The 20,349-nt window shown below is 40.1% G+C and carries 19 protein-coding genes and 2 other annotated features; all 19 genes read right to left on the reverse strand.

Annotation, left to right across the window (positions count from 1 at the left end; translation table 11 throughout):
• Window positions 1-183: 183 nt before the first annotated feature.
• The 19 genes from KH400_RS00830 to polA all read right to left on the reverse strand — a co-directional run bounded on the left by KH400_RS00830 (window position 184) and on the right by polA (window position 20,178).
• Window positions 184-759 carry a TVP38/TMEM64 family protein gene (locus KH400_RS00830; RefSeq protein WP_217221286.1) on the reverse strand — a complete coding sequence of 192 codons (576 nt, stop codon included), beginning with the start codon at window positions 757-759 and terminating at the stop codon, window positions 184-186.
• A gap of 42 nt (window positions 760-801) precedes the next feature.
• Window positions 802-1,071 (reverse strand): DUF1294 domain-containing protein, encoded by a 270-nt coding sequence (locus KH400_RS00835; protein WP_246589107.1) that lies wholly within the window; start codon window positions 1,069-1,071, stop codon window positions 802-804.
• A gap of 219 nt (window positions 1,072-1,290) precedes the next feature.
• On the reverse strand, window positions 1,291-1,650 hold the full coding sequence (gene rplT, locus KH400_RS00840; protein ID WP_217221287.1) for a 50S ribosomal protein L20: 360 nt from the start codon (window positions 1,648-1,650) through the stop codon (window positions 1,291-1,293).
• Window positions 1,651-1,706: 56 nt separating this feature from the next.
• Window positions 1,707-1,907: a 50S ribosomal protein L35 gene (gene rpmI, locus KH400_RS00845; RefSeq protein ID WP_217221288.1), complete on the reverse strand. Its 201-nt coding sequence runs from the start codon at window positions 1,905-1,907 to the stop codon at window positions 1,707-1,709.
• Between the two features lie 40 nt (window positions 1,908-1,947).
• Complete coding sequence (gene infC / locus KH400_RS00850) at window positions 1,948-2,451, reverse strand: translation initiation factor IF-3 (RefSeq protein WP_217221289.1); 504 nt, start codon at window positions 2,449-2,451, stop codon at window positions 1,948-1,950.
• Window positions 2,452-2,573: 122 nt separating this feature from the next.
• Window positions 2,574-2,698, reverse strand: a sequence feature (ribosomal protein L20 leader region).
• A gap of 61 nt (window positions 2,699-2,759) precedes the next feature.
• Window positions 2,760-4,922, reverse strand: a complete 2,163-nt coding sequence (locus KH400_RS00855) for a sensor domain-containing protein (RefSeq protein WP_217221290.1) — start codon at window positions 4,920-4,922, stop codon at window positions 2,760-2,762.
• A gap of 325 nt (window positions 4,923-5,247) precedes the next feature.
• A complete protein-coding gene (gene thrS, locus KH400_RS00860) occupies window positions 5,248-7,188 on the reverse strand; it encodes a threonine--tRNA ligase (RefSeq protein ID WP_217221291.1) in 1,941 nt (646 codons plus the stop codon).
• 88 nt (window positions 7,189-7,276) lie between these two features.
• Window positions 7,277-7,507 (reverse strand) — a binding site (T-box leader).
• Window positions 7,508-7,587: 80 nt separating this feature from the next.
• Window positions 7,588-8,469, reverse strand: a complete 882-nt coding sequence (gene ytxC / locus KH400_RS00865) for a putative sporulation protein YtxC (RefSeq protein WP_217221292.1) — start codon at window positions 8,467-8,469, stop codon at window positions 7,588-7,590.
• A 423-nt stretch (window positions 8,470-8,892) separates the two neighbouring features.
• On the reverse strand, window positions 8,893-9,999 hold the full coding sequence (gene mqnC, locus KH400_RS00870) for a cyclic dehypoxanthinyl futalosine synthase (RefSeq protein ID WP_217221293.1): 1,107 nt from the start codon (window positions 9,997-9,999) through the stop codon (window positions 8,893-8,895).
• A gap of 156 nt (window positions 10,000-10,155) precedes the next feature.
• Entirely contained in the window at window positions 10,156-11,082 is a 927-nt protein-coding gene (gene dnaI, locus KH400_RS00875) for a primosomal protein DnaI (protein ID WP_217221294.1), read from the reverse strand.
• Between the two features lie 3 nt (window positions 11,083-11,085).
• Window positions 11,086-12,519: a replication initiation and membrane attachment family protein gene (locus KH400_RS00880; RefSeq protein WP_217221295.1), complete on the reverse strand. Its 1,434-nt coding sequence runs from the start codon at window positions 12,517-12,519 to the stop codon at window positions 11,086-11,088.
• Between the two features lie 100 nt (window positions 12,520-12,619).
• On the reverse strand, window positions 12,620-13,090 hold the full coding sequence (nrdR, locus tag KH400_RS00885) for a transcriptional regulator NrdR (RefSeq protein ID WP_217221296.1): 471 nt from the start codon (window positions 13,088-13,090) through the stop codon (window positions 12,620-12,622).
• A complete protein-coding gene (locus KH400_RS00890; RefSeq protein WP_217221297.1) occupies window positions 13,071-13,217 on the reverse strand; it encodes a hypothetical protein in 147 nt (48 codons plus the stop codon). Before KH400_RS00890 ends, nrdR begins: the two co-directional genes overlap by 20 nt.
• Before the next feature lie 99 nt (window positions 13,218-13,316).
• Window positions 13,317-13,700 carry an adenosylmethionine decarboxylase gene (speD, locus tag KH400_RS00895; RefSeq protein WP_246589108.1) on the reverse strand — a complete coding sequence of 128 codons (384 nt, stop codon included), beginning with the start codon at window positions 13,698-13,700 and terminating at the stop codon, window positions 13,317-13,319.
• Window positions 13,701-13,984: 284 nt separating this feature from the next.
• Window positions 13,985-15,016, reverse strand: coding sequence for a glyceraldehyde-3-phosphate dehydrogenase (locus KH400_RS00900; protein ID WP_217221298.1), 1,032 nt, complete (start codon window positions 15,014-15,016; stop codon window positions 13,985-13,987).
• A 333-nt stretch (window positions 15,017-15,349) separates the two neighbouring features.
• Complete coding sequence (gene coaE / locus KH400_RS00905) at window positions 15,350-15,958, reverse strand: dephospho-CoA kinase (protein ID WP_217221299.1); 609 nt, start codon at window positions 15,956-15,958, stop codon at window positions 15,350-15,352.
• Window positions 15,959-15,976: 18 nt separating this feature from the next.
• Window positions 15,977-16,615: a sporulation membrane protein YtaF gene (gene ytaF, locus KH400_RS00910; RefSeq protein WP_217221300.1), complete on the reverse strand. Its 639-nt coding sequence runs from the start codon at window positions 16,613-16,615 to the stop codon at window positions 15,977-15,979.
• A gap of 62 nt (window positions 16,616-16,677) precedes the next feature.
• Entirely contained in the window at window positions 16,678-17,502 is an 825-nt protein-coding gene (gene mutM / locus KH400_RS00915) for a DNA-formamidopyrimidine glycosylase (protein ID WP_217221301.1), read from the reverse strand.
• 42 nt (window positions 17,503-17,544) lie between these two features.
• A complete protein-coding gene (polA, locus tag KH400_RS00920) occupies window positions 17,545-20,178 on the reverse strand; it encodes a DNA polymerase I (RefSeq protein WP_217221302.1) in 2,634 nt (877 codons plus the stop codon).
• Between the last annotated feature and the right edge of the window lie 171 nt (window positions 20,179-20,349).

Consider the following 20,349-nt stretch of genomic DNA (forward strand, 5'->3'; position numbering starts at 1 on the left):
ACCCCAAACGGTGCTAACCGTTTGCGGCGACGTTAGTCGACGTAGTGGATATCAAGTTGAATGCGGTGTAAGCCTGTTTTCGGCTTACACAAGCAGGCAACATGATCTCCACGGATAGGGTCGAGCGAAGCACCAATAAAAAAGCTCGTTAAGCACCAAACGCCTAACAAGCTTTCTCACCCATCACGTCGAACGAATCGAGAAAAATTCATTCCATTTATAAATGGTATCTTTTCGACCAACAATATAAAACAGAGTTAGCAAAATAGCTAATAACATCAACCCGACACTTAAAGGCATTTCACTAATGATATGTCCAAATGCGGTATATAGGAACGCTGGTGGAATACTTGCTAAAAACGAAAGCCTCGTATATTCCTTAACATTATCGGTAATCTCGATCAAATAAAGAGAAACCAAATGAAAATGAATAAACGGCATTGTTCGTAAAATCATTAGTTGTGCAATATTCAGTGACTCACGCTCACCTAGCCATTTTTGTTGCATCGCTGATAATTTGTTCAGCCAAGTAGGAAACGCATGTACGAAGCTATAGAAAACGACACTCATGACAGTTAAACCAATTAGTGAATAAATCGTTCCTGGAATGACACCGAACAAATAACCACCAAGTAAACATATAAAGACAACAGGAATAAATAAAAACTGTCGAAAGACGTGCAGTAGGATAAAAAAGATTGGAGCCATCCAGCCACTGCCTTCAATAAATAACAAAATACTATCAAAAGAGTGTTCCACCTTGATCCCTCCTTTGTCTATATTATGAGATACTGTAATATCCTATGTCACTATAAAAAACAGAATCAAAGCGATCTGAAGGATGATGATAGTTGGAATGCCGATGGTAAACGTTACATGTTTCGTTTTATGTCGATACCGCTTCATCCCAATATAGATCCCCATCGCTCCACCGAACAGTGCTAGGAAGAATAAGCGCTTTTCAGGCACACGCCATTGGCTTTTTTTCGCTTGATGTTTATCAACTTTCATTGTGACAACGGCGATCATGTTGATGATCATAGCATAGACGAATAGGATCATTGTTACCATAGGTGTAGTACCAAATAGGTTGGATCAATGACGCCCAGCGCTAAACATTTTTCAATATACATGTATACTCTCTCACCCTTTTAAAAAGAAAAAGGCTGTCCGTCAAGTAACAAACACCCGATACAAAACATGTAGAACTTTATTTCAAAAGTTGTACTGTATCTTGTACCTCGGTGGTGTCACTTATGGGACAGCCTCCTATTTTTCTAGCTTCAGCTCTTATGAATTAAGACTTGCTTTAGCTTTTGATGCTAGTTCAGCAAATGCCTTTTCATCATTGATAGCAAGGTCTGCTAGGATTTTACGGTTTACATCAATACCAGCAACTTTTAATCCGTGCATCATACGGCTGTATGAAAGACCATTCATACGAGCAGCTGCATTGATACGAGTAATCCATAGCTTACGGAAGTCGCGTTTCTTTTGGCGACGATCACGGTAAGCATATAGTAATGATTTCATTACCTGACCTTGTGCTGTTTTAAATAATCTATGTTTCGAACCATGATACCCTTTTGCTAACTTTAATACTTTCTTACGACGACGACGAGCGACATAACCGCCTTTAACTCTTGGCATCGTGTTTCCCTCCTTAATACTTTAACAACTTGTATGTTAAAATTTCCAATTAATTATTATTTTTTGTACGTTAACATCTGACGAATACGTTTGAAATCTCCGCTGTGAACCATCGCAGCTTTACGTAGTTTACGCTTTTGCTTTGTTGATTTGTTAGCGAATAAGTGACTAGTGAAACCATGTGAACGTTTCAGTTTCCCACTTCCAGTTTTCTTAAAACGCTTTGCAGCGCCTTTATGTGTCTTCATTTTAGGCATTTCTAGTTCCTCCTTTAAAAATCTTCTAGTCGGGCCAACCTTATTTCTCGTTCTTCGGTGCTAAGATTAAGAACATGCTGCGGCCTTCCATTTTGGGTTTTGCTTCAATTGAGGCAATGTCTTCACATTCTTTAGCTAAACGTTCTAACACGCTTTTACCAATTTCTGAATGAGTGATCGCACGTCCGCGGAATCGAATTGCAGCCTTTACTTTATCCCCTTTTGAGAGGAACTTTCTTGCATTACGAAGCTTTGTATTGAAATCATGGTCCTCAATGTTTGGACTTAAACGTACTTCCTTCACATTAATGACCTTTTGCTTTTTACGAGCTTCTTTTTCTTTCTTTTGTTGTTCAAATCTAAACTTACCATAGTCCATAATGCGGCATACAGGTGGTTTAGCATTCGGTGCAACCATTACTAAATCTAGATTGGCGTTTTGCGCCATACTTAAAGCCTCTTGTTTCGACTTCACACCAATTTGATCACCATTCGCACCAATTAGACGTACTTCGCGGGCACGGATACCCTCGTTGACCATCATGTCTTTACTAATAATTAGCCACCTCCAAGGTTTTTAACGGATCAAAGCATTTGAAAAGCACGAGCGCCTCAGTCAGCCCCGACTAAATTGTTTTACATTTACGCAACCTATCGATGTTGAAGCAAATAAAAAAAGTGTCGGCACATACTTCGCCCACACTCTATTTTTCGATCATCTTACATCGTAAACCTGTCAACAACATGTTATGCGTCAAGCAGGTGAGAAGCGGGCGCTTCTGCTTGCTTTGTGTCCAATATTAAATTACTTAATCACTTTACCATAGCTATTTTACCCTGTCAAACGTTTTTTTAGTCTGAATCATTTACCTTTCTAATCAAACGCTTCGCCTCATCAGCTGCAACCGGCTTACTAAACAAATACCCTTGCATTTCATCACAGCCTTCACCCGTCAAAAAATCAAGCGCTTCGTTTGTTTCGACGCCTTCAGCAATCACTTTTAGACGCAAGTTTTTGGCCAAATTAATGATCGTCGTGACAATCGCACGGTCATCAAAATCAGTCGTCAAATCACGAACAAACGATTGATCAATTTTTAACGTTGAGATTGGGAATTTTTTCAGGTAAGCAAGTGACGAGTAACCTGTACCAAAATCGTCAATGGAAATTCGAATCCCTAGCTGATTTAACCTTTTTAAGATCGTTGTTGTTTCCGTCGAATACTCCATCAAACTATTTTCAGTAATCTCTAGTTCTAATGACTTTCCCTCGACACCTGTTTCAGCTAAAATCGCCTCAACCATCTCAACAAAGTCACGACGTTGAAAATGTGTCGTTGCAATATTTACACTAACACGAAGGTCTGTGATCCCCGCATCTTCCCAGCACTTCACCTGCTCGCATGCATGTTTAAGCACCCATTCTCCTAACGGGACAACAAGGCCTGTATCTTCAGCAACAGGGATGAACTCTCCTGGGGAAATAAATCCTTTCGTTGGGTGCTGCCAACGAATGAGCGCTTCTACTCCACATATTTTCTGATTGCGTAAATCAAGCTGCGGTTGATAATAAAGAATGAACTCATCATTTCGTAACGCCTTTCGCAGATCCATCTCGATTTGCAACTTTTTCAGCAAATTACGGTTCATCACAGATGTATACACTTGATACGTATTACGTCCACGTTCTTTAGCTGAAAACATCGCCGTATCTGCATTTTTTAATACTTCCTCTGGGTTTTGCCCATTTGTAGGAAATGAACTCACACCAACACTTGCGTTAAGAAAATATTCGATATCATTAACTTGAAATGGGCGTTTAAACACCGAAAATATCTCATCAATCATGGCTGAAAGCTTGCTTTGAGTATAACCCTCCACTACGAAGACAAATTCATCTCCACCTAAATGAAATAGCGAGAAATCAGGACTATAGCGCTCTAACCCCACGATTTTTAAACGTTCGCTAACCCTTAAAAGAATTTCATCACCAACAGAATGACCTGAAGAATCGTTGATGTATTTAAAATGATCAAGATCGATCATCACAACAGTAAACGGCTCTTGACTGGCTTTAGCATCACTCATCCGATCCGTTAACTGGCAGAGCAACTGGCTTCGATTGGGCAAGTCTGTTAACGGATGATGGTACGCCATATGCTCAACAGTCGACTCGTACCTCTTTACTTCCGTGATGTCATTGATGGTCCCAACCACCTCTGTAACATCTTCACCAGCAAACATCGGGGATAACGTCACATGAAAGTATTGGTCACCACTTGGGTATTCAAACGTGACCACCTCACCTAATAGAGCCTCATGAAGGTACTCTTTAAAAACTGTAACGACATCCGCCGGAAAGATCTCAGAAAGTTCCTTACCGTACACATTATTGGTTTTCAAACCAAATTTATTTGCGAGCTTTCCTTCGAAAAAGGTTAATGTAAATGGTTGATCTGCTTTTTTACGTACTTTAAAAACAGAATTACCAATATTCTTAATAACCTCCTCATAATCATTTCGTACGGATTGTCTAAGCCTTTCTTCTAGAGCCTTTCCCTTGGTAATATCAGATTGGATCGCTATATAATTGTAATCGTTCGTTGTCTGATCAAGATATGGGATAATTTTAGTTTTCACCCAATAATAACTTCCATCCTTTGCCTGGTTTTTCATTTCGCCTTCCCAGGCGTGGCCGCTTGAAATCGTCTGCCACATGTTTTGGTAGAATGCATCTGAATGGTAGCCAGATTTTAAAATTCGATGATTTTTCCCAAATAGCTCTTCTCTTTTATATTTTGAAATGGCACAAAACGTGTCATTTGCACTAATGATTGTTCCATTATGGTCCGTAATCGTGATAATCGTTGAATCATCAAGAGCATTGATGATATCTTTTAGTTCATTGAATGTGTGAAAGATAGATGAATCTGTAACATTTTCACTGAGCTGATTATGTAGTGTTGCAAAAATTTCTTTTAATCCTTTATCACTTACCTTAGGTCGATGCATCATCTACCCCCTTAACTCATTAACAAGAGGACATTCATCCTACTTTATCTAGCATACGAATGATCACTCACTCGTTTTATTTTACATCTTATCGCTTTTTTCTAGTACAAGCAACAACATTTGTAACATGCTACCTTTCATCATTGAGTTGAGAAGGATGCCCATTTAAGGAAACAAAAAAACTGCAAGCGTCATGCGAGACTGCTGAAAAAGTAACAGGCAGGTCAATTCAGGAAGAGTAATGGCTTCGCACATTACATAAAGGGCACTGAAAAAGTGAATTCCACACTTTTTCAGTGCCCTCCGTCATGCTTACGTTTTTTCGCAATTATTTTGAACGGTTAGCAATATCTGTTGTAATCGAGTCAATAAATGCATCTAATGTCATTGATTCAGATTTTTGCTCACCGTATTTTCGAACATTAACAGCTTGTCCTTCAATTTCTTTATCACCTAGGACGAGCATGTAAGGAACCTTTTGCATTTGTGCTTCACGGATTTTATAGCCGATTTTTTCATCACGCGTATCAACCTCAACACGAACACCAGCTTTTTGTAGCTGCTCTTGTACTTGTTTTGCATAATCAAGGTGAACATCAGCTGAAACAGGGATCACTTCCACTTGTACAGGTGCAAGCCACGTTGGGAAGGCCCCTTTGTACTCTTCAATTAAGAAGGCAACAAAACGCTCCATTGTTGAAACAACGCCGCGGTGAATGACGACTGGGCGATGCTCTTTGCCATCCTCACCGATGTACGTCATATCAAAACGGTTCGGCAGGTGGAAGTCTAGCTGTACGGTTGATAATGTTTCATCTTTTCCAAGTGCAGTACGAACTTGAACGTCAAGCTTCGGTCCATAGAACGCCGCCTCTCCTTCAGCCTCAACATAATCAAGACCCATGTCATCCATCGCTTCTTTTAACATATCTTGTGCCTTGTTCCACATTTCATCGTTATCAACATACTTTTCCTTATCTTCAGGATCGCGGTATGATAAACGGAAGTAATACTCATCTAAACCGAAGTCTTTGTATACTTCTTGAATGAGTTTCACGACTGAAATAAATTCTTCTTTGATTTGATCAGGGCGACAGAAGATGTGAGCATCATTTAACGTCATTGAACGTACACGTTGCAACCCTGCAAGAGCGCCTGACATTTCATAACGATGCATCGTACCAAGCTCTGCGACACGAAGTGGTAAGTTACGGTAACTACGGAGCTCGTTATTATAGATCATCATATGATGCGGACAGTTCATTGGACGAAGCACTAGCTCTTCATTATCAATTTGCATCGGTGGGTACATATTTTCTTGGTAATGATCCCAGTGACCCGATGTTTTATAAAGGTCGACATTCGCTAAGTGTGGTGTATACACATGCTCATAACCAAGGCGTTCCTCTAGATCAACAATATAGCGCTCGATCGTACGACGAACCGTTGACCCTTTTGGAAGCCACACCGGTAAACCTTGTCCAACTTGCTGTGAAATCATAAATAATCCAAGCTCTTTCCCTAGCTTACGATGATCCCTTTCTTTCGCCTCTTCTAACAAACGTAGGTACTCATCAAGCTCCCCTTGCTTCGGAAAAGCCGTTCCATATATACGTTGTAACATTTGATTGTCACTGTTTCCACGCCAGTACGCACCAGCAATGCTTAACAGCTTAATCGCTTTGATTTTACCTGTTGACGGTAAATGCGGCCCACGACAAAGATCGAAAAATTCACCCTGGTCATAAATGGTGATAAGTTCACCCTCAGGAAGCTCCTTGATCAATTCAATTTTTAAGTGATCTCCAATTTCCTCATAGATGCTTAACGCTTCTTCACGTGTGACGACACGACGCTTAATTTCAAGGTTCTCGCTAATAATTTTCTTCATTTCTTTTTCAATTTTAGGCAAGTCCTCAGGCGTAAGTGTGTGCTCCATATCAATATCATAATAGAAGCCATTTTCAATGACTGGTCCAATCCCGAGTTTTACATTTGGAAATAAACGTTTAATCGCTTGAGCCATCAGGTGAGCTGTACTATGTCTAAACACCTCTAAGCCCTCGTCAGAATCAAGTGTAACAATCTCAATGCTTGCATTTTCTTCAATGCTACGCTTAAGATCAACAACGTTGCCGTTCACTTTTCCGGCTACGGCTTTTTTCTTTAACCCTGGGCTAATTGAAGCGGCAATATCTTCTGTTGTTACTCCTTTTTCAAACTCCTTTACCGCCCCGTCTGGAAATGTAATTTTGACTGCTTCTGCCATGCTGCTTCCACTCCTTCTTATTAATTCAACTGTTCTTGATGTGCTCATTATTAAGTAAATGGACATTAAAAAACACCCATCCCTACAAAAAAGGGACGAGTGTTGATCTCGTGGTTCCACCCTTGTTCCCGTAGTTGATCAGTACGACCTCCTACGGCTCATGGATCAGAATAACGGTCTGTAGCCGTCAGCAGATACTAATGGTTCCCTGCTGAAGTTCTGAGGTGGTAAGTCAATATTCGTGTTAGGAAGCTCACAGCCTTAGACTCCCCTCTCTGAAAACCGTAACATTCACTCTTGTCCTCTTCAATACTTCTTATCATCTTAAATTCATTTACTATGTAGTATTATATGAATTTAAGATAATAAAATCAAGCGCACAATGAACTTTTTCCTAATTCATTGCAAAAGCGTATCTTGATGCTCACCATACGTAAACTCACGAAGGTGATGAAGAGATACTCTTTCTTGAAACACGGTTTGAATCGTCTGAATCACGCCATCATCAACCGTATTTGAATACAAGAAAATTTTCTTTGGTGACATACTCACAAGTGGGCTAATCACCATCTCTTCAATCGGCACCCCATCCTCAAAGCGCAGCTCCTCATCAAGATATTCACTAATTTCAGAAGGCGTCAGCTTTCTAAACTGCTGATCATAAAAGCTAAACGATTCCTTATGAACGAGGTGAATCACATCGACTTTGGCAGGCTTCACTTTAATAAAAAAGCGAAAACTCTCAACCATATTTTGATACTCTTGTTCGAGCATATATTCATCAATAGCAATTTCTACACAATCAATCAGCATTTCACCATACGCTTTCAACCGAAACGTTAAAAACGGATCATAATAAAGGGTAGAATCTTTCCTTAGGCATGACGCAAACGCTTCATAAATGAGCGATTCCCTAGCGTAGAACTTCTTAATGCTGCGGGGCAAATCTTCACGGTCACCTTCAATAATAGAACGCGCAATCGTTACGATCTGATTTTTCTCCTCGGGATCTTTAAAATAAAACATGGACTCTATAATATTTAATAACCACTCTTCTTCCTTCTCGGCAATGATGTGGTTCGTTAAGATCGATACAATTAATGGTTGTACGGTTTCATAGAAATGATCATCATGCTTATCATCCGTAATCGTAATGATTTGGTCATGCAAACATTCTACAGTACTGTGCAAGCCAAGTGATTTATATTTTTCAGTATGTAGCTTTAATTGTTCAAATACTTGTCTACACTCATCTTTTTCCTCAAAATGAATCGAAATCAATACAAACTCCTCCTTGTTACTTACTCGTCAATTGCATATATAGTTGATCGTTCGTTGGTTGGTCTCTTATCAAAATGTCTCTATTACATACCTATGAGGACAATGCAGAAAAATGATTTAAATTTTTTTGAATTAAAGGATAAAATCAGGACCTTGAGATTGTTAGTTTAGTTACTACGATTAGGAGTATGGCGATCCATGTTATTGCTTAGGAGGATCACCCATTCTCATCCAATAACGGAACCTAGATCCACTTCCCTTTGATAGTAAGCATTTTTATCACAAATAGAGGAACCAAGAACCACAAGATCCCTCTCCCCCTCCAAAGGCGGTGCGAGCAAGCACACTCCTCCACTTATCAGTTCAACACAAAAAACCCTGTTGGTTTTGCTCACCAACAGGGTTTTTACGCAAAGGTATTATTTAATTTTGCATAACAAAATCTTTTTCAGTCGCCTCTTCACTATCAAAACGGCGGACGACTTCATACTTTGTATTTCGTTGTACAGGTATTTTACCTGCTTCTCTAATTAATTGTAAGATCTGATTCGTATTGACTTTATGTGTTGTGCCGGCAGCTGAAACTACATTTTCTTCCATCATCGTTGAACCAAAATCGTTGCAGCCATAGTGAAGTGATTTCTTCCCTACTTCTGGCCCCATTGTCACCCAAGATGATTGGAAGTTTGCAACATTATCAAGGAAAATACGAGAGATCGCAACGTTTTTCAAATACTCTTCCGGTGGTGTCTTCTCACCAGGAAGGTTTGTATTTTCAGGCTGGAACGTCCATGAAATAAAGGCAAGGAAGCAATCTGATTCATCTTGAGCATCACGAATACGTTGCAAGTGAAGCGCACGTTCTTCATACGTTTCACCTAACCCTATCACCATAGTTGCTGTACCGTGCATACCGACTTTTTTCACCATCTTCATGCATTCAATCCATTCTTTCCACGAGCTCTTGATGCGACTCACACGCTTTCTTGTCTTGTCTGTTAAAATCTCAGCACCGCCTCCAGGAACAGAATCCAATCCTGCTTCTTTCAACTCTGTTAAAACTTCCTCTAGTGACAAGCCTGATACTTCAACAATCTTCCAAATTTCAGCTGGTGAGAATGAATGCATCGTAATATCAAAACGCTCTTTAATATTTCTTAATAAGTCCGTATAATAACTTAATGGAAGATCAGGGTTTGTCCCGCCTTGCATTAAGATCTCTGTTCCATTGACATCCATTGTTTCTTGAATCTTTTTATAAATTTCTTCATCGCTTAGGACATATCCATCTTCATGACCAGGTGGTCGGTAAAACGCACAAAAGCGGCAATACGTGTCACAAAAATTTGTATAGTTTACATTACGACCAATGACAAATGTTGTTTCTGGTTCTGGGTGCCATTTTTTCATAATTTCATTGGCAACTTCTCCGATTTTTTCAACTTCATCACTCTCATAGAGCTTGATTGCATCCTCTATCGTGATCCGCTCACCTGTACGTGCACGTTCTAAAATGTGATCTATGCTCATGTAGATAAACCCCCATTAATATAAAAAGCTAGTTTAATAGTATCACAGATTGGTGACGATTTCTTGTCTTAACCTCAAAAAATAAATTTGCAGAATCATCGAAAAAAGTGATTATAAAAGCTAAAAACCTTTACAATCACTTCTAGAATCATCCTACTATGAACGACGATTTCTACCTTTAATAAAAATCGGCTTCGTATAATGACGGATTCGTTCCATAATACGCTTGGCCTTGAGCTGTTCAATCCCACCTTTTTCCGAGTAGGAAAGATGTTCCTCCAACTCATCTAAATCATAATTTGATGTATACAGCGTTGGGAGCTTCTCCATCATACGATATTGTAAAATGACACCTAACACCTCATCACGAATCCAACTTGACATGTTTTCAGCGCCAATATCGTCAAGGATTAAAACTTGGGCACGTTTGACCTTTTCAATTTTCTCATTAAACGTTCCATCACCTAATGAATTCTTAATCTCCCTGAAAAAATCCGGCGTGTAGACAAGCAATGTTTCAATGTTACGATCAGCAAGCTCTTGAGCTATAGCACCCATAATATACGTTTTACCAACACCGAATTGACCATAAAAGTATAATCCGCGGCCATCTTCCCCAGGCTGGGCATTGATGGCGAATTCAAGTGCAGCAGCACTTGCTGTCATCCGTTCATTATCTTGATCGAGTTGGTCGAAGCTAGCCTGAAGAATTTCCTTCGGGACGTGCAAACTTTTAATCAGTTCTTGCTGTTGCTTCCGTTCGTCATACTTTCGCTTAAGCTCGCACGGGTTATATTGAAGCTCAATTCGACCGCGACCTTCGATTAATTCAGGTTGATAGCCTTGGATCATGTTTTTACAAGCGTCAAGTCCAGGGCACGCATCACAATTTGTGCGCTCACCTTTAAATTCAAATAGCTTAGTTAAGCTTCTTTCGATGACTTCTGTTGTCACGGTCGGGTGTTCTTTCAAAAAGGCTTGGATGCGCCGATCTTCATATAATTGCTCTTTTAACGTATCATACTGTTGCATGAAATCACGGTTTTTCATAAACTGTTCCATTGCTGACTTGATTGATTCCACATTTTACTCCTCCTTTTTCTTTTTTTGAGCACGAAGCTGATTCATCAACAACTCAAACCGCTCTTTCTCTTTTTGTAACTCACCGTCGTCTTTCTCTTCTTGTACAGGTTGTTGCCCTTGCTCTTCCGTATTAAACCATTTCGGTAATTTATCTTTTCGAACATTTTGTTTTCGGTTCGCTGAACGCTTCGGTTGATTCCCTTTGTTTTGTTTCCATTCCAAGGTTCGTCGATATTCTCGTTTTGCAAACTCCATCGCTTCACTTACAGTTTTCATATTTTTACGCGACCAATGCCCAGCAATTTTATCAACCAATGGTTTTGTTAATTTCATATCATTTGTCTTTAAAATATAATCGATCAGGACATTCGCTACACCTGGTAATAATTGATAATCCAACAGCAAACCCTCAACTAATTTTACATCAGGAAGTGGAACCTTCGCCCCATCTGAACGGTTCTCAAGCAATGATAATGGTGAAGTTGTTTCATACAACTTAATCATTTTCTCTTCTTCGGTGACAGGCACCTTATCATCCATAAGACGATGGTCTGCAGGCTGTGTTCGCAGCGCTAACGATGGTGGTTCATTTCCATATTCAATGCGATACCACTCCTGGACCCGTTTGCGAAGTTCCTCTACACTAATCTCATCATCATGAATCGCTGCTTGTTGGACAATCTTACTCATCTCTAATGGTTCGATTCGATAAACAAACGCAAGACGAATAATGGCGTCCTTTACTTCAGGTGTTAACATCGCTTCTGAGGCCACAAAATCAGATAAATCAGCAAGTAGTAAATCAAAATCAAAAGCTTGCTCAGCAAAGACGAGCTCACCTTGGCCATTTCTAGTAATAATATCTTTATTCTTGTCCAAAGAAATAGCTTCTGTGAGCTCAGATTGATGATTGGCGATAATTTCAGAATGGTGCAATGAAGAAAAGACTTCATCAAATCCATGTGTCACTTCTTCATACTCATCTTTATTTAGTTTGTCGACCATAAACCGCTCACGCGTCGCCCGATATTTGCTTTTCCCTAGCCGATTATATAAATAAACACTTAATACATCATTTGTAAAAAAATGCTGCGGAGACATCGGGGGCTGTAGCTCATATAAATAGCGCGTTGCATCTTCTTCTGTTTTCTTATAGGTCTTCACGAGACCGATCGCTTCTAGCTTTTTCCGTTCCTCAAAAATCGCATCAAGATCCATACCCATCATCGTCATTAGGCCACGATGAGTTTGGTCGTCACTCCAAAAGCTGTCCCTTTCAAGCTGCGAAAACAAGGTCATATATAGGCTATAGGCGAGAGCACCAATTAAAGGCTGGTACAATAATGTCAATACCTTTTGATCCAAATCCGTCAAATGGTCAACCGTCCGTACAGTATAACGATCAACGGGTAGTAAATGTTTCCAGTGCCAGTTCATGTTCCCCACCTTTCGTTCCAAACTTTCCGATTAACATGACTTATTCATATGATTTATTTGCAAAAAAAGAGCTTTAAGTCCTTTGCCTTAAGCTCATCTTTTACGAATGTTTTGATTCATCACGATTGATTAATTCTTTTAATTCTTTAATGAACACATTAATATCTTTAAACTGTCGGTAGACCGAGGCAAAACGTACATATGCCACATCATCAACGTGCGCCAGACGCTCCATCACCAATTCACCAACCTGGTGACTATTAACTTCTGATACCCCTTTATTACGGAGGTCACGTTCGACCCCATTGACTATGTCCTCTAATGTTTCTAGAGATACAGGACGCTTCTCGCACGCTCGAATGAGACCACGGAGAATTTTTTCACGGCTGAATTCTTCACGCGTCCCCTCCTTTTTGACAACAACCAATGGTAGCTCTTCGACAATTTCAAACGTTGTGAACCGATGCTGACATGATTCACATTCACGTCGTCGTCGAATCGAACGTCCTTCATTGCTTGGTCTCGAATCAAGTACTCGTGTTCCGTTATAGTTACATGTCGGACATCGCATTATAATCATCTCCACTTGAGTTCACTTCTACTTCTTCTACGGTTTTTATGAACATTAAACCTTCTTTAATTAATAATATAGAAAAAAGCACACCATGACAAGAAATCATTCGCAATCGAACGCTCATCTTGCAGGTCCTTATCAAATTCCTTTCTATCATTAATACCCACCTTTAAAACTAAACAAAAAAAGAGGTGTGACTCACACCTCTTTTTTGACTATACCATTATAATGCTTCAACTTTTGGTTTTCCAACTTTAATTGGTCCAATTCCCCTCGGCACCTCGACAACTTCAGACTTCTTTGCGCCTAGTGCCTTTGATATATAATTTGAAGCGACATTTGGGTCAATGATGTCTCCACACGTATAAACGTCTATGCTTGCATAGCCATGTTCCGGAAAACTGTGGATGGTTAAATGTGATTCTGAAATAATTACCACTCCACTTACTCCCTGCGGGGCAAACTTATGGAATGCGACTTCCCTTACTTCCGCTCCTGCCTCTAATGCAGCATCGACAAATGTTTGTTCAATGAAGTTCATGTTATTCAACTTTTCTATGTCACAATCCCATAACTCTGCAATGACGTGACGTCCCATCGTATCCATAAGTTGAATCCCCCTTGTTAAAAAATTTTCATGCCTTCTTAAGCATGCAGGAAGAGCGATTACCACGGGGGAAAGTTAGTCCTAAGAGGTCCTAACCCTTAGAGTAATATGCTCTTCCTATGTTGCTTTCGTCGAAGTTCACGAAAAATAGTATACTTGTTTTAGAATCGATTTGCAATCATCTTTTTCAAACAAGTAAATGATGCATTGTTACACAAACATAAATCATTCGTGTAGGGGAACAACCTTATTTTCTGTTACCTATACCTTTGTTATGCACGATGTTAAGAGATACCAATCTCTGCTTTTTTAGGGAGTGCTGTTGCCACGTGTTTCACTAAATCAACCACTCGGCAAGAATAACCCCATTCGTTGTCGTACCACGCTAACACTTTGATTTGTTTATCAGCCATGACCATCGTAGATAAGCCATCAATAATTGATGAATTTTCATCGCCGTTAAAATCGACAGATACGAGTGGGTCATTTGTAAACCCTAGAATACCTTTTAATTCACCTTGAGAGGCTTTTTCTAACTCAGCATTAATTTCTTCAACGGTTACATCGCGACGAACATTAACTACAAGGTCAACCAATGACACATTCGGTGTTGGCACGCGTAATGCCATTCCATTTAACTTTCCTTCTAATTGTGGAAGAACTTTTGAAATTGCTTTAGCTGCCCCTGTTGAAGTCGGAATAATCGATTGTCCGCAAGCACGTGCTCTTCGTAAATCTTTATGAGGATTATCAATATTTTTTTGATCATTAGTGTAGGCATGAACCGTTGTCATCATACCGCTTTCAATTCCGAACTTTTCATCAATGACTTTAGCTACTGGTGCCAAGCAGTTCGTTGTACATGATGCGTTAGAAATAACATCGTGTTGCTCCGGATTGTAATCCTTTTCATTCACGCCCATAACAATCGTAACATCTTCGTTTTTACCAGGAGCGGTAATCACAACTTTTTTGGCACCTGCTTCAATATGGTAGCCAGCTGTTTCTTTAGATTTAAATTTACCTGTTGCTTCAACAACAATATCTACACCTAATTCATCCCAAGGTAATTGCTTTGGATCACGTGAACTTAAAAGCTTAACCGCTTTATTATTGATAAGAATTTCGTCTCCATTTGGTTTAACTTCCCCAGAAAAAGTACCGTGAATACTATCGTACTTAATTAAATGAGCAAGAGTCTCTGCTGGATAACTTGCATTAATTGCAACGACATCTAATTTATCATCAAGAATTGCTTTTCTAAAAACCATTCTCCCAATTCGTCCAAATCCATTAATTGCTATTTTTGCGCTCATACTCACAAACTCCTCCTCGTCACCATTTATGTTATACTAAATGATTTTTTCTACGAATTAGTATAACATATAATATGCAATTGAAGTGAGAAATTTTAATAAAAGATGAAAAATTATTAACAATTAGGCAAACAATACCAACAATGACCTACTCAAACCTTTTCACAAGCAATTTAGTAAGCCTAATCGCAAAGTCGATTGTCCGTCCACGACTAGGACGAGTTAGACATCACTTCGCCTGCATGAATGTGTTATCCGAGTTAATAAAAAAACTGCCACAAAGGTATATTCCCTTCATGGCAGTTTAGCCTCACGCTTAGAAGCGACACTATTTCAGTCAACATCATGTACAGTAATGTTCCACTTTTTTAAAATCTCAAGAAGCTGCTGCTTCGTTTCATCTCGCGACCCATTATTATCAATTACCTCATCAGCAAGACTTAGCTTTTCTGCAATCGGCATTTGTGAACGAATACGACTTAATGCCTCCTCGCGTGTTGATTGATCGCGTTCCATAAGTCGCTGTAATTGGACATCAGCATCGACATAGACAAGAATAATTTTTTCAACCATATGTGTAAGCTCATTCTCAAATAATAAAGGAAGGTCATAAACAATCAGTTCCCTTCCTTCTTTTTCGTATGATTCTTTTTGCTCAAGCATTCGCTTACGAATCGCTGGATGTACAATGGCATTTAACGCATTTCGTTCCTCTTCATCGTTAAAAACAATTTCTCCCAACTTTTTTCTCGCAATGGTTTTATCCGAAGCTAAAATCGTTTCTCCAAAATGGTCCACGATTTTTTGGTACGCTTCTTCACCTGCCTCAACGACTTCACGTGCAACGAGATCAGCATCAATGACTGCAATCCCATATTCTTTGAGCAGGCGTGTGACCGAACTCTTCCCACTGGCAATACCGCCTGTTAACCCTACAATCATTTTCTTTTTTCCTCCGTTTTAAAATAAATTCCAACATCCTAATAAAATTAATAACACTCCTGGGATAAAGGAGAATTTTTTTACCCAATAGGAGTCAGCAAAGAAATTCCCGCTTTTCATACCAAATGTTACGAACAACGCACTCATGCACGCAACTGACACCGCCATCCATATCGGAGAAAAGCCGATTAATGCAGCACCAATCCCTGCACCAAAGGCGTCTAATGAAAGGGCAACACCTAATAAAAAAGCTTCGCGCCCTGTGATTGTTCCAGAATCATCAAAGTCAGCGACCATCGGTTTACGCAAAATTTTTACGACGACGCCGAGCATTTTTATTTCGAAATTGATAATCACTCGATCTTCCTTATTTTTCTTCTCTTGTTTCGCCGGTTTATACACTTGGTACAACGCCCATGCACCAATGAGGATAAGGATGATTCCCCCTAACGCTTCAGCAAATGCAGGCGATAAGTAGCTTTGAATCGCTGTGCCAAAACCCATGGCAATTAAAATCGAGATGGCGGAACATGAAGCGATAAATAAAAGTGATTTAAATGGCAATTTCATTTTTCGAAGTCCATACGTTAATCCGACACCGAAGCTATCTAAACTGACAGCAAGAGCTAGAAGTAATAAAGAAAGAATCTCTACCATAGTGAAAAGCTCCTTCCACCTACTGATACGATAGTATATGGTAGGAGCCTATCCAATGTACATTATTTTTGGCAATTCAAGCAATAATGCGTACCTCTCCCACCGACAACGGTTTTCGCTATAATCGTGCCACATAGCTTGCATGGCTCATCTTTTCGTCCGTATACATAGAGCTGTTGCTGAAACATCCCCATTTCTCCTTGACCATTTACATAGGACTTAATGGAGCTTCCACCTTGGTCAACAGCCTCTTGTAATGTGGCAATGACCTGCTGGTGAAGCTTAGTAATCTCAGCAAACGTCAACTCATTCGCTAGACGTTCAGGGTGAATACCCGCATGAAACAGTGCTTCATCGACATAGATATTACCAAGACCAACCACCGTTTTTTGATCAAGTAAGGCCACTTTCACTTTTCTTGTTGTCTTCTTGAAAGCATGAGCGAGGAGCTCGGGTGTAAACTCCGAAGAAAATGGCTCAACCCCTAGCTGTTTAAGTGGAAGGTAATCTTCCTCTGTTCCTTTCTTAAATATATGCATCGTTCCAAACTTTCTAACATCTGAATAACGAAGCTCACTCCCATCTTCAAGTTGAAAAACAACATGGGTATGCTTATCAAGCGGGTCATTGGGCTGATAAACGCCATAGCGACCTTCCATTCGTAAATGAGACACTAACACATCGTCAGCAAAAATGAACTTAAGGAACTTACCGCGTCGCTCGATCGATTCGATCGTCTGTGCTTGAAGCGCGAGGCGAAACTCCTCGGTATCATCTGGTCGTTTAATGATTTTTGGCCAAAAAACTTGCACGTCACGAATCGTTTTCCCAACGACTAATTCCTGTAACGTTCGTTTAACCGTTTCTACTTCAGGTAATTCAGGCATATTTCGTTCTACCCCTTTATATGATCAGTTGCTACTCCAAGCCTACTTTGCGTCATACCATGTCGGTCCATAGTCTAGGTCGACCTTGAGTGGTACCGCAAGTTTGATTGCATGTTCCATCACTTCAGGAACAAGCGTTTTTACTTTTTCGATTTCATCTTCTGGTACTTCAAAGATTAATTCATCGTGTACTTGTAAAAGCATTTTTGTTTTCAACTGCTCTTCTTCAAGTCGTTCATTGATGTCAACCATCGCTTTTTTAATAATATCAGCGGCTGTCCCTTGAATCGGTGTATTCATCGCTGTACGTTCAGCAAAGCTACGTTGATTGAAATTACGGCTTGTAATCTCTGGTAAATAGCGGCGACGTTCAAGCATCGTCGTCACGTAGCCTTTTTCCCTAGCCTCTTCAACAATCGTATCCATATATTGTTTGACACGAGGGTAACTCTCAAAGTAACGTTCAATAAACTCAGCCGCTTCTTTCCGTGTAATCTGTAGATTTTGAGAAAGGCCATAATCACTAATCCCATAAACGATCCCAAAGTTAACTGCTTTTGCGCTACGTCGCATCAAAGATGTGACCTCTTCTTCACTCACATGAAAGACATCCATCGCCGTCTTCGTATGAATATCCATATCCTCATTAAACGCAGTGATCAACTTCTCATCATTAGCGATATGGGCAAGCACACGCAATTCAATTTGCGAATAATCAGCAGCAAGAATGACCGAATCTTGCTCAGTTGGTACGAATGCACGACGAATCTTTCTACCTTCCTCAAGGCGAATCGGGATATTCTGCAGGTTTGGCTCAGTTGAACTTAGACGGCCCGTTTGCGTGATCGCCTGATTAAACATCGTATGGATTTTATTTGTATCGTTATGAACAACCTTTAGTAACCCATCAATATATGTCGACTTAAGCTTGCCGAGCTGACGATAGTGAAGGATTAACGAAATAATCTCATGTTCGTCTTTGAGCTTTTCTAACACATCCGCAGACGTTGAGTAACCGGTCTTGGTTTTTTTGATAATGGGTAACTCTAATGTCTCAAACAACACCTTACCCAATTGTTTTGGTGAATTTATGTTAAAATCTTCACCCGCTAACGTATGGATCTCCTCCTGGAATTTAGTTAGACGCTCGTCTAATTCCTCACCCATCTGTTTGAGTATCTCAACATCGACCGTTACACCGGTTGATTCCATCTTTGCTAGAACGATCGACAATGGCATCTCCAAATCAAAGAACAACTCATATTGTTTATTATCCCGTAACTCCTGTTCTAAATCAGCTCGCAATGAGTAGAGAACATTCGCCTTACGAACAAGATGATCTGACAACTCCTCTTCATTTGGTACGTGACGCTTAGCTCCCTTTCCGTAGACTGCTTCATCTTCATGGACCTGCTGCTTACTTCCTTTTCGTTTCGCGATGGACGCAATTTCATGGGTCGATACAGATGGATCTAACACATAGGAAGCGATTAATAAATCGAATACCACCCCTTCTAAAGCGACACCTTTCCAGCCAAGTGCAACGATTGCGCGTTTCGCATCAAAAATATATTTTTCCGCTTTTGGATCACGTGCCCAATCAAGAAACACTTGTGATGATAACGCCACATCAGTCGCAATAAAATAGCGGCCCGTTTCGTTCACAATCGACATCCCTAGAATATCTGCCTCATGGTAATTTTCATCTAGCACCTCAACGACCATCGCAGCAGGCTTACGAAGGTGCTCTTCTTTAACTTCTGTGACGATTTCAAAGTTAAGTTCATCAAATGACGCTTCTACTTCGTCTTCATCTTCGCCTGAGAATTTAGTGAGCAATGATTTAAATTCCAGCTCTTTAAATAGCTCAACTACCTTATCGGTATCATATTCGCCGAAAGATAACGTTTCAAGATCAACATCAACGGGAGCCTCACGAAAGATTGTCGCTAGCTCCTTACTCATCAATGCTTGCTCACGATTTTCTTCGAGCTTCTCCTTCATTTTCTTACCAGAGACTTGATCAATCGACTCAAGAACAGCTTCCACAGAGCCAAATTGTTTAAGAAGTTTCAATGCTGTTTTTTCACCGACTCCAGGTACACCCGGAATATTATCGGAGTTATCCCCCATCAATCCTTTCATATCAATGATTTGCTCTGGACGAATCCCATACGTTTCATCGATCAACGCCAGGTCATATGTATCAACATTTGTAATTCCTTTTCGTGTAAGGGCAACGGTCACATTTGATGAAACAAGTTGTAGCAAGTCTTTGTCTCCTGAATAGACTTTTACCTCCCAACCTTTTTCTTCCGCCTCTTTCGCAAGCGTTCCGATAATATCATCGGCCTCATAGTTCTCAATCTCGACACGTGAAATATTAAAGGCATCTAATAGCTCGCGTAATAACGGAAGCTGTTCTGATAATTCACCAGGCGTTTTTTGACGACCGCTTTTATACTCACCATACGTTTCGTGACGGAACGTCGTTTTGCCCGCATCAAAAGCGACAAGCATATGGGTTGGCTTCTCTTCTTCAATTACTTTCAATAGCATTGTTGTAAACCCTAGGACGGCATTGGTGTATACACCCTTTTCATTGTTCAACAACGGCAATGCAAAAAACGCACGGTAGGCAATGCTATTCCCATCAATTAAAACTAATTTATTCAATCGTAAACCCCTCTCTCTTCTGAACAAAAGATTAGTACTAGTATTTTATCATATTTCCATATAGAAATGCGTAAGGCGCCCGTTTATCGGCGACCAGCACTGGAGGGCCGGCAATTTGAAGCGCTTTTTTGCTTCAATTGACGGACCGAAGTGACCTCGAGACGATGGCGC

Origin of the sequence: Desertibacillus haloalkaliphilus (assembly GCF_019039105.1) — a bacterium.
Classification (GTDB): domain Bacteria; phylum Bacillota; class Bacilli; order Bacillales; family KJ1-10-99; genus Desertibacillus; species Desertibacillus haloalkaliphilus.